This is a genomic window from Nocardioides marmorisolisilvae (genome assembly GCF_031656915.1).
GTDB classification, from domain to species: domain Bacteria; phylum Actinomycetota; class Actinomycetes; order Propionibacteriales; family Nocardioidaceae; genus Marmoricola; species Marmoricola terrisoli.
On the sequence record NZ_CP134227.1, the window covers coordinates 2,717,840 to 2,730,933 of the forward strand.

A 13,094-nucleotide genomic window follows, 5' to 3' on the forward strand; every position below is an offset into this window, starting at 1 on the left:
CAGCATCGAAGACGTCGACGAACATGTCAACGGCCAAGTTGCGGTCCCCGCTGGTGGCCAACTGAAAGTCCCCACCCTTCGCGGTGAGTTCAGCTGGTCTTGAGTCGTGTTCCTCCGTTCGCTCGGGCCTGTTTCATCCGGTAGGAGTCGCCGTCGGTGACGACGGTGTGGCAGTGGTGCAGGAGCCGGTCGAGCATGCTGACCGCGGTGGTGTGCTCGGGCAGGAACCGTCCCCAGGACTCAAACGGCCAGTGCGACGCGATCCCCAGCGAGCGGCGCTCGTAGGCGGCCGCGACGAAGCGGAACAGCAGCTGTGCCCCGGTGTCGTCCAGCGGGGCGAACCCGAGCTCGTCGACGAGCACGAGGTCATGGCGCAGCAGGTTCTCGATGAGTTTCCCGACCGAGTTGTCGGCCAACCCTCGGTAGAGGGTCTCGACGAGCTCTGCGGCGGTGAAGTACCGGACCCGGTGCCCGGCCTCGACCGCGGCGATCCCCAAGGCGATGAGCGTGTGGGACTTCCCGGTGCCGGCGGGCCCGATCAGGCAGGCGTTCTCCGCAGCGCGGATCCACTCCAAGGAGGAGAGGTAGTCGAACGTCGCGGCCGGGATCGAGGAGGCGGCGACGTCGAAGTCCTCCAGGCGTTTGGCGACCGGGAAGGCGGCTTGTCGCATCCGGGTGCGGACGTTGGACTCGTCGCGGGAGGCGATCTCGGCCTCGACCAGGGTGCGGAGGAACTCCTCGGGCTTCCATCGTTGGGTCTTCGCGGTCACCAGCAGCTCGGGTGCCAGTCGGCGCATCGCGGCCATCTTCAACCGCTTCAGACCCTCGTTCAGGTCCGCGGGCAGCGGCGGCGGAGTCGTCGCGGTCACGACACCTCACCGCCCTCGAGCCCCTCGATCGGCGGCTGGATGGCGTAGGCGTCCAGCGACCTGGTGGGCACCGTGGGCAGGGTCATCACCAGCGCCTGACCCGCGGGTGTGGGCCTGGGGCCATGTCCGTTGGTGGCCAGGATCGAGCGGACGTCGTCGGCGCGCCAGCGGCCGAACGCGACCGCTCGCTCGAGTGCCGCGAGGAGCGGGCCGGTGCCGTGCGCGGCACCCAGGGTGAGGACCTCGGCGATCTCGGTGCCCAGCTTGGTGACCCCGGCCGCTGCGGCCCCGGTCAGGAACTGCTCCGCGACTCCTCCCAGTGCGAGGAACTCCCGCTCGGCAGGCGTCCTGGCGCGTGCTCCCCGGGCCGGCGTGGTGGGGCGTGGCCGGTCGTAGTGAGCATCCTCGATGCTGACCTCGCCCGGCGCCACCAGCCCGTGTTCGGCGTGGACCTCGCCGGTGACCGGCTCGACCACCCGCAGGATCCGGTCGCGTTCGTCGACCAGCACCGTGACGACGGTGCCGATCAGCCGGTTCGGCACCGAGTAGCGGGCCGAGCCGAACCGGATGCAGGACAGCTTGTCGACCTTCCGGGTGGTCGGCTTCGGACCGACCTCCAGCCGCAACGACGGCAACTCGCCCAGCAACTCGACCTCGGTGGCCAGCCGCTGGACCGGAACCGCGTGGATCTCCGAGTGCACCGCCGCGTTGACCTCATCGCACCAGGCGACGGCCCGCTCGTTCAGACCTGCCAGGCCACCGGCCCACGGGTCGTCGTCGAGCTCGAGCGGGACCAGCAGGTCGTCCTTGGCGTAGCCGACCAGGTTCTCCACGATCCCCTTGGACTCCGGGTCAGCGGCATGACAGAAGTCGGGCCGGAACCGGTAGTGGGTCGCGAACCGGACGTAGTCCGGCGACGGGACGACAACGTTCGCGACCACGCCACCCTTCAAGCAGGCCATCCGGTCGGCGAGCACGACCTTCGGGACGCCGCCGAGGGCCTCGAAGCACTCCGCCAGCATCGCCAGCGTGGTGGCCTGCTGCTCATCGGCGGCGAACCGGACGAACCGGAACCGCGACCACGCCAGCACCGCGCAGAAGACGTGGACCTTGCGGCCCGCGAGGACCTTCTCACCCCAGTCGATCGCGAGGACCTCGCCGGGCGACCAGACAGCCGGACGGCGGCCACCCGCACGGACCTGACCCTGACGCCACTCCCGCTTCGCCTGGGCGACCAGGCGCCGGAAGTTGCGGTCCGACCCTTCATAGCCCGCCGCCCGGGCGGTCGGCAGCAGCCGCTTCGCGCTGATCCTCCCAGCAGTCTTGGCGACCTTCTCCGCGACCAGCTCGGCCACGCTCTCGTAGTTCCTGCTCCGCTGGACCCGCACCGGCGGCGCCGAGCCCACACCGCTGGCCTCGTGGGCCTCGATGATCCGTCGCACGGTCTTGTGGGTCGTGCCGCAGATCGCGGCCGCTCCCCGGTAAGTGCCCACGTCTCGGTAGGCGGCAATCACGTCCATTCGTTCCTTCGCGTTCTTCAATGGAGACCCCTGCGTGGTGCTCGGTGACTGGTTGGCACCGCCACCGTCACCACGCAGGGCCCTCACCGTCGGCTACGACACGACGCGAAGGGTGGGGACTTCTATCCGGCCACCAGCGGGGACCCGAACCTGGCCACCAGTGGGGACTTTTTCATGGCCACGGACACGAACAGGAGAAGGTCCTCGACCGGCTAGCGCCACCACCGTGGTGGCTTCCGCTCGCCCAGCGACTGGGTACGTCGCACCCCTTCTCGACCGTCGCTCGCTCGGGCGTGGGTCTTGTGCAACGCGCGCACCGGGGATGGGCCGATCAGGACTGTTGGAACCTGGACACCGTGCTCGCCCGGTGGCTGGGTGCGCAGTTGCTGAGCTTGGCGGCGGAGGCTCACGGCTGGCCCGAGAGCGCGGAGTTCCGCACGTTCGAGGATTGGGTGCATGCACTCCGGACCAACGGGGAGGCCCTCCTGGCGTATGCAGCGGACGACGCTGACGGCCAGGTTGCGGTCACTGCGGACGCGAAGGCGGCGCTGCGCTGGGTCGCCGATCACCTTGAACATCTCTGGGACTGACGCGAGACGACACCGGTCGCTCCTGCGCCGGGCACGGAGGGCACGGGACGGCATTGCCGAGCAACGTGCCACCCTGGAAGCACGAAACCGCAGATCAGCGGTGGTGCTGTCCTGCGGTTCGGGGAGCGCGCCCGGAGAGATTCGAACTCCCAACCTTCTGATCCGTAGTCAGATGCTCTATCCGTTGAGCTACGGGCGCTCGTCCGGGTGGTGCGTTCGGACGCCGGGGAAGCATAGCGCGAGCCCGTCGGCGCGACGAAATCAGTAGCACCGGGCGACTGCGGCACAATGCGGGTGTGACCCCGCCGTTCCCGGAGTTCGGACCTGAGCACCGCGCGCTCCTGCACAGCCGCGCGGGAGACCTCTACCGCGAGATCGCCAGCGGCGGGCCCTTGCGTCCGCGCGGCAAGCGCTTCGCGAAGGGCTCGGCCGACCGCAAGGCACTGACGCTGCTCCTCGAGCTGGGCCTGCTCTCGGAGGAGGGCGACCAGGTCGTGGCCGTCGATCCGGCGCTGGTGCAGGCCCGGGTGGTCGCCCCATTGGGCCAGCAGGCCGCCGAGCTGCTCTCGGAGTCGACGGACTGGGCCAACGCGTTCGCCGAGCTGTCGCAGGCGTTCCGGCGTGGGACGGCCACGGACAGCCCGCTGACCGACATGCGCGGCACGGCGAACATCAACCGCTACCTGCAGACCGTCGTGGGGGACGCCGAGTTCGAGCTGCTCACCGCCCAGCCCGACGGCGCCCGGTCGGCGGCCATCCTCAAGATCGCGATCGATCGCGACGTCGCTGCCCTGCGCCGCGGCGTCACGATGCGGACGCTCTACCAGCACTCGGCTCGCCGCAGCGTGTCCACGCGTGAGTACGTCGCCCGCGTGACCGAGGACGGCGCCCAGGTGCGCACGCTCGACGAGTTCTTCAATCGGCTCATCGTCGTCGATCGGAGGCTGGCCGTCGTACCGGCCTCCGACGACGACACCCACGCCATCGCGATCCACGAACCGGCCCTGGTCGCCTACCTCGCCGACATCTTCGAGCGCTACTGGGAGCGTGCCCACGAGTTCTCCGACAGGGAGGCGCCGACCCGAAGGGCAGTCGCCGACGACGTGCACAACATGACGGTCCGGATGCTCATCGAGGGCCACAGCGACAACGCCAGCGCGAAGCGGATGGGAGTCAGTGCGCGCACCTACGCGGGCTACGTCGCGGCCCTGAAGGAGGAGTACGGCGTGGACACGCGGTTCCAGCTGGGACATGCCATGGGGCGGCTGATGGGGCCGGAGGGCGACGCCAAGCGGCCGCCTCGCCCGGCAGAGGACTGAGAACGGTCGTCACCCAGGAACCTCGACGAGAGGCGACGCGCGGTAGAACGGACTGAGGGCTGCGAACCGAGCGGTCCGCAGCCCTCATCAATGTCGAGACGGCCCGTGAGGTTGGCTGGGGACGACTGCCGGGGGGGTGACGTGCGTCCGCGTCTCGAGTCTGTGGCGAGGGGTCAGTGTCCCCAGCCGGTGTCCGACATGTGGTAACCCACCTGGTGGCCCGCACTTGCCGTCGACGCAGGTGCGACCCCGAGGCCTACCGCAAAACTCACCGCGACCAGAGCGGTGAGCACCTTGGCGATCTTCTTCATGTGTCGCGTCCTTCGATCTGCTTGTCCGATCTGTTCGTCCCGGATGACCCGAAAACACCCGGGGCGCTGAGGACAAGTCTCGCCCGGATGCGCACCCAGCGGCACCTCCGAGCGGCCTCCGGTCCGTGCATTGCATGTTTCTGCAAAAGTCACGACATGCAAGGACCCCGGGCCGCGAATCGCGAACCCGGGGTCATGTGCAACCTGCGGAGGTGGAGGGATTTGAACCCTCGATGGGGTTGTAGCCCCAAACCCGCTTAGCAGGCGGGCGCCATAGACCGGACTAGGCGACACCTCCCAGACGTGGCGTCAGACTACCGAGCCGGTGGCGCGCGTGGAAATCGGCCCGGCTGCCCGCGACCGACGCGAGCACGCTCAGCGGCGCTTGCGGTAGCCGTGCCCGATGTCGAGGCGTCGGCCCAGCTCGCGGACGAACTCCTCGGAGTCGCCCTCGACCACGTCCACGGGCACGGTGGTGGTTCGCCCGTCTCGCAGCCGCATCACGACGCAGCGCGCGCCGGCGACCGTGGCGGTGCTGAGGTCGAGCACGTCGACCCAGCGCGCCCGGTGCGCACCGGCCCCGCGCACGAACCTGATCTCGTACCCGTCCGCGTCCAGGCGTACGACGTACCAGCGGCGGACCAGCACGTGGCCGATCGCGAAGACCGCGACGAGCACCAGGATGACCAGCGCGGACAGGACGTCCAGCGACCAGCCGGTCGCCATCACGACGACGGTCGCGATCACCAGCACCAGACCGAGCCCGACGAGCAGCAGGCCCATCATCCGGGCCCGCAGCGCCGGGGCCAGCCCGAAGGTCAGGACGTCGGAGCCGGCCGACGGGTGCGGCGCGTTCGTCGAGGGGTCCACCGGGGAGTTCACCCGGCGATTCTCCCCGGCACGCCGGGGTCCGACCAACTCGGGGTCCCCCGGCCCTTGTTTGTCCCAGTGACCTGGGTCACACTCGAGTTCTCGTCGTTGCGGAGGTGGTTGCGATGGCCCTTGACCAAGCGATCAACGAGCTCAATGAGACTCTCGGGCAGTCCGCCGGCGGATCCGCCGGCTCCCAGTGGCGGGCGCTGGTGCGACTCCGGCTCTCGGCCGTGCGCGAGGCGCTCACCGATGATCGTCCCCGCTTCCGGGACGGCTGGCTGACCGCGCGCGGTGCCGCCACCGACCGCGACCGGCGTCGCCTGCTCGCCCGGCTGTCCGCGCTGACGCCGCGCGTCGCGGACCGGCTCGACGCGGACTCCTCCTACCACGAGCTGCGCCGGCTGTCGGTGGACCTCGAGCACTACCGGCAGCGGCTGCACGACCTGGTCTACGACTCGGTCGGCATCGAGCTCGGCGGATCGGAGTAGCGAACGCGCGAGTAACCGCCGCCGGCGGGTACCGTCGCGGACGTGCGCGCATCGACCTCGCAGATCGCCGCCGAGATGGTGGCCAGTGTCCTGACCGTCGCGGTCGGCACGGGAGACCGGGTCGAGGTGGGCGACACGGTCTGCCTGCTGGAGTCGATGAAGATGGAGATCCCGGTCCTCGCCGAGCGTGCCGGGACCGTCTCCGAGGTCAAAGTCGTGCCCGGAGACGTGGTCTCCGAGGGCGACGTGCTCGTGGTGCTGGCACACTGAGTTCCTGCGACGGCGCTCCGGCGTCGTCGCGAGGAGGGGTGCCGGAGTGGCCGATCGGAACCGCCTTGAAAGCGGTCGCTGGCAGTGATGTCAGCCGCGGGTTCGAATCCCGCCCCCTCTGCTCTGTGATGTCTCAAGACATCCCGGAGGGCCGAACCCAATAGTCGTGGGTTCGGCCCTCCTTCGTTTCAGCGTCGCGGTCCGGGTGGGCGTCCGGTTCCTTGGTAGCGCGTGGATGTGTCGAGGGTCAGCTCGCGGAGGAGTTCGCCGGTGGCAGCGTCGACGATGCGGATGTCGAGGTCGGAGACGAGGAGGATGACGCGGGTTCGGGCGTGGGTTCGGCCGACGCCGATGGAGTAGAGCTGGCCGCCGTAGCGCAGCGTCACCTTGCCGGACTTGTCGACCCGGTCCTCGCGGACGCGGTCGTGGGTGTCGTCGCTGCGGTCACCCACGGTGGCCTTGGGCCGGGCTGTGTAGGCCGTCGCAGGAGTGGCTCGGTGTGGCAGCGACCGGTGGGGACGGTGGTGGTTGTATTCCTCGACGAACGCGTCGATCAGAGCTTGGAGGTCGTCGATCGTGGCCGGCTGTTCGGGTTGGCTGCGCAGCCACTTCTTCATCGTCTGCTGGAAGCGTTCGACCTTGCCCTGGGTCTGTGGATGGTTCGGCTTGCCGTTCTTCTGGATGATCCCGAGGCGGCGTAGCTCGGTCTCCAGGTGGTTGCGGCCGCCTTTGCCGCCGGAGAGGCGGGTGGTGAAGACCATCCCGTTGTCGGTCAGCGTGGAGGCCGGGATCCCGTGCTCTGCAACGGTTTCACGGAATGTCCTAAGCACGATCGGCCCGGTGACCCGGACGTGAGCGGTGACCGAGAGGGCGTAGCGGGAGCAGTCGTCGAGCCAGGTCAGGATCTCGGTGTCGGCGCCTAGCCGGCCGTCGGGTCGGACCAGGCGGAAGTGTGTGAAGTCCTATGCCGACCTCCGAACTATGCCGACACTGCTGAAGATCGTGCAGGTCAGTGACGTGCAGTGGAACTGGAAGGTCGGCATAGTTCCGTCGTCGTGATCACGCTTCAGACACACGAAGTGTCTGGAGGTGAGGTTCGTGACGAAGAGATCGGCAACGGCCCGGCCGTATCCGGTTCGGATCCAGCGGGTGCCGGTGGGCCCGCTGGCACCGAGGGTGTTGGACGAATGTCGGCAGTGGTTCGCGGCGAAGGGGTACTCGCCGGGCTCGGCGGCCGCAGCTGTGAATCTGGCGCAGCGGCTGAGCGCTTGGATGGAAGAGGCTGGCGCTGACATCGAGGAGATCGACGAGGACCTACTCGGTCGGTTCGTGACAGCGGAGCGTTCCCGCGAACGGCCGTGCTCCTCGGTGAAGCCCTGGATCGGTGCGCTCCGCCGATTCCTGACAGATTCCGGCTACTTGCAGGCGGCCGAGGTCAACGAAGACCGGTTCACACCGACTCAGGTTGCGGTGGTGCAGTGGTGCGCGTGGATGCGGGTCCAGCTGGGGCTGACCGAGAAGTCCGTCGTTCGGTATCGCTACTACGCAGCCGGCCTTCTGGACCAGGTGACGGCGGCCGACGGCTCGGTGTGCTGGGACCGGCTCAACGCGACGGTGATCAACGCGTACGTCGCTGACCGTGGCCGTGGCTACGGTGTTGCCGCCAAGGCTCACGTGGTGGGCTCGGTCCGTTGTCTGCTGCGGTGGGCGCTGAGCACCGGTCGCCTGGACCGCGACCTGAGCGCCGGGATCCTCAAGCCGCCCGGGACCAAACGATCCCTCCCGCGGGGAGTGACCGCCGACCAGGTCGCGGCGTTACTCGCCGTTTGCGACCCGACCACGGCGATCGGGGCACGAGACCGGGCCCTGGTGTTGATGCTGGTCCGGCTCGGCCTGCGGGCTGGTGAGGCCGCCCGTCTGATGCTCGACGACATCGACTGGGCCAACGGCCAGGTCAGGGTCACCGGGAAGGGCCGCGAGCACGTGCTGCCGCTACCCGTCGATGTGGGGCAGGCGTTGGAAGCCTGGCTGCGAGTCCGACCTGAGGCGCTGGATCGGGCTGTGTTCGTGCGCACCATGGCACCGCGTCAGATGATGACGACCTCGGGAACATCAGGGGTCATCGCCCGCCTGTCGAGCATGGCTGGCATCGACCCGATCCACGCGCACCGGCTGCGCCACACCGCCGCGATGGACGTGCTGGCCGCGGGCGGCTCGCTGAGTGAAGCCAAGGAACTGCTGGGCCACGTCTACACCGTCACCACGATGACCTACGCCAAGGTCGACCTTGCCTCGCTACGCGAGCTGGTCGTCCCGTTCGGGAAGGTGCCGCGATGACCGCCCCCGGGGAGACGTCGGTGTCGGCGTCGGCGTCGACAACCACAACGTTGCGTGATCGGCTCGATGAGTATCTGGTGCTGCGGCGGGCGTTGGGGTTCCAACTCAACGACGTCGAGCGACAGGTCGGCGGGTTCTGCACCTGGCTCGAAGCCCGCGGCCAGACGACGACTTTCACCATTGATGAGGCCGTGACCTGGGCCCGGCTCAACCCTGACGCGCACCCCTCGTGGTGGGCGACCCGTCTGTCGTTGGTGCGGCGCTTCGCCGGCTACCTGAACGCGAACGATGTCGACGTCCCGGTCATCCCGCGCGGGCTGTTGCCGGCACGGAAGCCCCGAGCGGTGCCCTTCATCTACAGCCAAGACGACCTCGACGCGCTGCTGGCCGCCTGCGACCGAGTGTTCAGCGACGAGCGGATCGCCGCGACGATGCGCACCGCCATCGGGGTGCTTGCCGCGACCGGGCTGCGGATCGGGGAAGCATTGAAGTTGCGCGTGGGCGACATCGACCACGTCAACCACCTGTTGGTCATCAAAGCCGCGAAGTCTGCTGAGCGGCTCGTCCCGATCCACCCCACGACGACGGCCGCGCTGATGGACTACATCGCGTTGCCAGCCCGCGCGGCGAGCAACCCCGACCCCGATGGTCCGGTCTTCGTGACGGCCAACGGGACCGGATACGCCTACGTGACCTTCCTGTCCAGGTTCAAACGAGTCCGAGAAGCAGCCGGACTGCTTCCGCGCGGCCGAGCACGTCCGCGTCTGCACGATCTACGACACACCTTCGCGACCGCGCACATGAGCGCGGCCTACGCCCACGACGGTGACCCCGACCGAGTGCTGTCGCTGCTCGCGACCTGGCTCGGGCACTCCGACGCCACCCACACCTACTGGTACCTGAGCGCGACCGGCGAGCTCATGGCCCTGGCCGCAGGCCGCCTTGAACTCAACGCCGGCACCACGCAAGGAGAACCCTCATGAACACCCTGGCCGCCAGCTTGCAGACCTACTTCACCACCTTCGCCCACAGCCAACGGGACCTGTCGAGTCACACGATCGGCTCCTACCGCGACACGTGGCGGATGCTGATCAAGTACCTGACCGCGACACTCGGGGTCAGCATCGACGCGGTCGACTTCGACGCCGTCACCGCGACGAACATCACTAGGTTCCTGGACTACCTCGAACACGAACGCGGCAACAGCACCAAGACCCGCAACGTCCGCCTGACCGCGATCCGCGCCGTGCTCAGCCGGGCACTGCCCGACCACCCCGAACACGCAGCAACGATCACTCAGGTCCTCGCGATCCCGCCCAAACGCACGACCAGACCGGTCATCGAGTTCCTCACCCCCGACGAGGTCGTCGCGCTCCTCGCCGCGCCCGACACGACGACCCGGACCGGGCGACGAGACCACGCACTCCTGGCCATGACCGTGCAGACCGGACTTCGCATCAGCGAGGTCTGCTCACTCACCATCGACGACGTCCACCTCGGCACCGGCCCACACGTCACCTGCACCGGCAAAGGACGGCGCCAACGCATCACGCCCCTGACCGGCGCAACGCTAAACGTGATGACGGACTACCTGACAGAGCGATCCGCCCGGCCCGGGACCGCACTGTTCAGCGGCCCTCACGGCCTGTCCCTGTCCCGCGACGCACTCGAGCATCGCCTTGCCACCCACGTCGCGGCCGCAGCCCGCGCCTGTCCCAGCCTGACCGGGAAACACGTCACGATGCACACCCTGCGACACACCGCAGCGATGAACCTGCTCGCCGCCGGAGTCGACGTCGCCGTCATCGCGCTGTGGCTCGGGCACGCCGACACCCACAGCACCGACGCCTACCTCCACGCCGACATGGCCATCAAGCAAGCAGCCCTCGACCGAACCCGACCACCCGAGGTGAAGCCCGGGACCTACCGCCCCGCGCCCGACATCCTCACCTGGCTCACCGCACTTTGACTATGCCGACCATGCCGCATCGAAGGCCGCACCGGCAAAGACCATCCTGAGGAACATCGGCATAGTTCGGAGGTCGGCATAGGACTTCCAATGCCGACGTCGGCATTGCATGTCGGACTGCCAGGTTTCGTTGGGCATCTCGGCGGCGAAGCGGATGTAGGACGACTTCGGCTTCTTCTTCGGCTCCGGGGTGACCAGGCCGTGCTTGGCCAGATAGCGCGAGATTGTCGCCCGTGACACCACGGTCGAGTGGTGGTGCTCGAGGTGCCACTTGATGGTGTCGGGACCGGCGTCCAGCCCGGTCGCGGTCAGTTTCTCGCGCAGCTCGAGGATCAGCTCGACGGCCTCAGTGGGGATTGTGGTCGGGACGCTGTGAGGGCGCCTGGAGCGTGGTTCGAAGGCTGAGTCGCCCTCGGTCTTGTAGCGGGCGAGGAGCTCGAAGAGCCAGGACTCAGAGACGCCGTACTGGGCGGCGACCTCGCGGACGGGTCGGTTCTCGACCACCACGGAGGTGATCAGCAATCGGTTCAGTGTCATGCCCGGACGCTGGGACCGGACCGACGCTCAGTCCGGGATGACTCGCGACATCACTCCGCGATGTCTTGAGACATGGCTCCGGGATGTCCTGAGCCAGGACACCGCCCCCTCTGCTCCTGGCCTGGTCGGCCCGTCTGCTCAGCGGAGCGGCGCGAACCTGCCCGGCTCGGGCCGGTGGGCGGAGGCCTCCTCGTCGCGACGGGCCCGACGGCCGCGGCTGCCGGTGAAGACCTGGTCGACGCGGATCACCACGAAGCCGATCATCAGACCGAGGACCAGGCTGTAGACCGCGCCCAGCACGTTCGCGGTGGTGGTCACGCCCGCCATGACGAAGCGGGTCGTCGCCGGGGCGGTCACCGCGATCCCGAAGGCGCACACCCACCAGCCCTGGCGACGGCGCGCCCGCATGAAGACCCCCCAGCACAGTGCCGGGACACCGAGCAGGGTCTCGATCGGATGCGGTACGGCGTGCAGGTGCGTACGCACCGCGGTGCGCACGTCATCGACCCATGAGACGAGGGTCGGCGACCCCCACCTGCCGAACGCCTCGGAGTAGGCGAGCGCGAGCACCAGCAGCAGCACCGCGGTGCCGGCCACGACATAGCCACGAGTGCCCAGCCCGGTGAGCCCGGCGCCGAGCCGGTAGACCAGCGCGAACGCCGCCACCAGACCGATGCCCAGCACGACGTAGCCGAACCGGCCGGTGTCCAGGTGCGTGTGCAGCGCACCGACGCCGAGGCCGGCGACCGTGGCGAGCGCGCAGGCGACGAGCACCTCCACCACCGCGCGGCCGAATCCCGGAGCCGGGGTGGTCGCCATCAGCGCCAAAGTCGCCCCGAGACCGGCCACGCCCACGGCGCCGCCCGCGAGCAGGTGCTGCTCGAGCGTGATCGTCGCGACAACGCCGTACCCGACGGCCAGCAGCGCGGGCAGCCAGGGCCGGCCACCGGTGCGCACCGCCAGCCCGGCGGCGAGGACGGCCGCCAGCGCGGCGGCCGCTGCCGGGCCGACGCGGTCCGGCAGGTCACGCATCCGGTCGGTCACCAGGACACCGAGACACACCACCAGTGCCAGCAGCCACGTCGTGGCCCACGCGCGGCTCGCGTCCACGGCCGCCACGGTGGTCGACCGCAGTCGGCCGCCGACGGGGACGACACGCAACACAGCCACGACCTCTCGCAGGGTACGTCCGGAATGGGCGAAGATTATCCGAGCCGGACGGGCAGTCTCCGGTTGGCCAGCGACGGGTTCATCCGACGTACGGCGTCCAGGCGCTCGCGGCCGAGCTCCGCCCTCAGCACCTCCGGGCCCTCGCCCGCCTCGACGAGGACGTCCCCGTCAGGAGCGACCACCATCGAGTGGCCGGTGTAGCGCGGCCCGGGCTGACCCACGCCGACGACCCAGGCGGTGTTCTCGATCGCCCGCGCCCGCAGCAGCGTCCGCCAGTGCTCGACCTTGCGCTCACCAGCGACCCACGCCGCCGGCACCAGCAGCACCTCGGCACCGGCGTCGACGAGGCCGCGGGCGAGCTCGGGGAAGCGCAGGTCGTAACAGGTCATCAACCCGACGCTGAAGCCGGCGACCTCGACCAGCACCGGCCGGACCGGCCCGGCACTGAGCTGGTCGGACTCGCGGATGCCGAAGGAGTCGTAGAGGTGGATCTTGCGGTAGCTCGCCTCGACGCCGCCGCCCGTCGCCACGAGGGTGTTGAAGGGTCGGGCGTCGTCCGGCGCGGTCTCGAACATGCCGGCCACCATCACGGCGGGACCGGCCACCTCGGCGAGCCGGCTGGCGAACGGACCATCGCGCCCCTCGGCGTACGGCGCCAGGTCGGCCCCGGGCTCGCCGAAGTCGCGCGCGGACGCCTCGGGCAGCACCACCAGGTCGACGTCCGGCACCAGCGGCACGAGCTCGTCGAGAGCTCGCCGGTTCTGCGCAGGATCCAGCGACGCGGCGCGCTGCACAAGCGCCACACGCATCAGCCCTGACTCCGTCACGACTCCAGCCTGCC

Annotated in this window: 15 protein-coding genes and 3 tRNA genes; 8 read left to right on the forward strand and 10 right to left on the reverse strand. The window is 69.2% G+C overall.

Features of this window, described 5'->3' with window-relative positions:
- Positions 1–89 precede the first annotated feature (89 nt).
- Positions 90–869, reverse strand: coding sequence for an IS21-like element helper ATPase IstB (gene istB, locus Q9R13_RS13030; RefSeq protein ID WP_310961606.1), 780 nt, complete (start codon positions 867–869; stop codon positions 90–92).
- A complete protein-coding gene (gene istA / locus Q9R13_RS13035; RefSeq protein ID WP_310961607.1) occupies positions 866–2,410 on the reverse strand; it encodes an IS21 family transposase in 1,545 nt (514 codons plus the stop codon). The genes istB and istA overlap by 4 nt, the downstream gene beginning before the upstream one ends.
- 272 nt (positions 2,411–2,682) lie before the next feature.
- Here istA and Q9R13_RS13040 point away from each other — a divergent pair, with 272 nt between their 5' ends.
- Entirely contained in the window at positions 2,683–2,979 is a 297-nt protein-coding gene (locus tag Q9R13_RS13040) for a hypothetical protein (RefSeq protein ID WP_310961608.1), read from the forward strand.
- A gap of 126 nt (positions 2,980–3,105) precedes the next feature.
- On the opposite strand, the gene Q9R13_RS13045 is transcribed toward Q9R13_RS13040, so the two are convergent.
- Positions 3,106–3,178 (reverse strand) — tRNA-Arg (locus Q9R13_RS13045).
- Positions 3,179–3,275: 97 nt separating this feature from the next.
- Between Q9R13_RS13045 and Q9R13_RS13050 the strand changes: the two genes are divergently transcribed.
- Positions 3,276–4,298 carry a TrmB family transcriptional regulator sugar-binding domain-containing protein gene (locus Q9R13_RS13050; RefSeq protein WP_310961609.1) on the forward strand — a complete coding sequence of 341 codons (1,023 nt, stop codon included), beginning with the start codon at positions 3,276–3,278 and terminating at the stop codon, positions 4,296–4,298.
- Positions 4,299–4,471: 173 nt separating this feature from the next.
- On the opposite strand, the gene Q9R13_RS13055 is transcribed toward Q9R13_RS13050, so the two are convergent.
- From Q9R13_RS13055 to Q9R13_RS13065, 3 genes are all read right to left on the reverse strand, one after another.
- Positions 4,472–4,609, reverse strand: a complete 138-nt coding sequence (locus Q9R13_RS13055; RefSeq protein ID WP_310961610.1) for a hypothetical protein — start codon at positions 4,607–4,609, stop codon at positions 4,472–4,474.
- A 207-nt stretch (positions 4,610–4,816) separates the two neighbouring features.
- Positions 4,817–4,907: transfer RNA gene (locus tag Q9R13_RS13060), tRNA-Ser, on the reverse strand.
- A 77-nt stretch (positions 4,908–4,984) separates the two neighbouring features.
- Positions 4,985–5,491: a hypothetical protein gene (locus tag Q9R13_RS13065; RefSeq protein WP_310961611.1), complete on the reverse strand. Its 507-nt coding sequence runs from the start codon at positions 5,489–5,491 to the stop codon at positions 4,985–4,987.
- Between the two features lie 113 nt (positions 5,492–5,604).
- On the opposite strand from Q9R13_RS13065, the gene Q9R13_RS13070 reads away from it, so the two are divergent.
- From Q9R13_RS13070 to Q9R13_RS13080, 3 genes are all read left to right on the forward strand, one after another.
- Entirely contained in the window at positions 5,605–5,970 is a 366-nt protein-coding gene (locus Q9R13_RS13070) for a hypothetical protein (RefSeq protein WP_310961612.1), read from the forward strand.
- A gap of 42 nt (positions 5,971–6,012) precedes the next feature.
- The gene (locus Q9R13_RS13075) at positions 6,013–6,240 is read left to right on the forward strand and encodes a biotin/lipoyl-binding carrier protein (RefSeq protein ID WP_310961613.1); all 228 of its coding nucleotides are present in this window, start codon (positions 6,013–6,015) and stop codon (positions 6,238–6,240) included.
- A 32-nt stretch (positions 6,241–6,272) separates the two neighbouring features.
- Positions 6,273–6,361: transfer RNA gene (locus tag Q9R13_RS13080), tRNA-Ser, on the forward strand.
- Positions 6,362–6,428: 67 nt separating this feature from the next.
- Here the strand turns inward: Q9R13_RS13080 and Q9R13_RS13085 are convergent.
- Positions 6,429–7,070: an integrase core domain-containing protein gene (locus Q9R13_RS13085; protein ID WP_310961614.1), complete on the reverse strand. Its 642-nt coding sequence runs from the start codon at positions 7,068–7,070 to the stop codon at positions 6,429–6,431.
- Between the two features lie 268 nt (positions 7,071–7,338).
- Here Q9R13_RS13085 and Q9R13_RS13090 point away from each other — a divergent pair, with 268 nt between their 5' ends.
- The 3 genes from Q9R13_RS13090 to Q9R13_RS13100 are packed head-to-tail and all read left to right on the forward strand — an operon-like array spanning position 7,339 to position 10,546.
- Entirely contained in the window at positions 7,339–8,577 is a 1,239-nt protein-coding gene (locus Q9R13_RS13090) for a tyrosine-type recombinase/integrase (RefSeq protein WP_310961615.1), read from the forward strand.
- A complete protein-coding gene (locus tag Q9R13_RS13095) occupies positions 8,574–9,560 on the forward strand; it encodes a tyrosine-type recombinase/integrase (RefSeq protein WP_310961616.1) in 987 nt (328 codons plus the stop codon). The genes Q9R13_RS13090 and Q9R13_RS13095 overlap by 4 nt, the downstream gene beginning before the upstream one ends.
- The gene (locus tag Q9R13_RS13100; RefSeq protein ID WP_310961617.1) at positions 9,557–10,546 is read left to right on the forward strand and encodes a tyrosine-type recombinase/integrase; all 990 of its coding nucleotides are present in this window, start codon (positions 9,557–9,559) and stop codon (positions 10,544–10,546) included. The genes Q9R13_RS13095 and Q9R13_RS13100 overlap by 4 nt, the downstream gene beginning before the upstream one ends.
- On the opposite strand, the gene Q9R13_RS13105 is transcribed toward Q9R13_RS13100, so the two are convergent.
- The 3 genes from Q9R13_RS13105 to Q9R13_RS13115 form a co-directional block, all read right to left on the reverse strand.
- Positions 10,547–11,083 (reverse strand): helix-turn-helix domain-containing protein, encoded by a 537-nt coding sequence (locus Q9R13_RS13105; RefSeq protein ID WP_310961618.1) that lies wholly within the window; start codon positions 11,081–11,083, stop codon positions 10,547–10,549. It lies immediately after the preceding gene.
- 138 nt (positions 11,084–11,221) lie between these two features.
- Positions 11,222–12,253, reverse strand: coding sequence for a hypothetical protein (locus tag Q9R13_RS13110; RefSeq protein WP_310961619.1), 1,032 nt, complete (start codon positions 12,251–12,253; stop codon positions 11,222–11,224).
- Between the two features lie 35 nt (positions 12,254–12,288).
- On the reverse strand, positions 12,289–13,080 hold the full coding sequence (locus Q9R13_RS13115; RefSeq protein ID WP_310961620.1) for a carbon-nitrogen hydrolase family protein: 792 nt from the start codon (positions 13,078–13,080) through the stop codon (positions 12,289–12,291).
- Between the last annotated feature and the right edge of the window lie 14 nt (positions 13,081–13,094).

Coding starts and splice junctions, on each gene's coding strand:
- Q9R13_RS13100 (WP_310961617.1), top strand. CDS start 9,557: ATGAACACCCTGGCCGCCAGCTTGCAGACCTACTTCACCACCTTCGCC.
- Q9R13_RS13095 (WP_310961616.1), top strand. CDS start 8,574: ATGACCGCCCCCGGGGAGACGTCGGTGTCGGCGTCGGCGTCGACAACC.
- Q9R13_RS13055 (WP_310961610.1), bottom strand. CDS start 4,609: ATGAAGAAGATCGCCAAGGTGCTCACCGCTCTGGTCGCGGTGAGTTTT.
- Q9R13_RS13105 (WP_310961618.1), bottom strand. CDS start 11,083: ATGACACTGAACCGATTGCTGATCACCTCCGTGGTGGTCGAGAACCGA.
- Q9R13_RS13070 (WP_310961612.1), top strand. CDS start 5,605: ATGGCCCTTGACCAAGCGATCAACGAGCTCAATGAGACTCTCGGGCAG.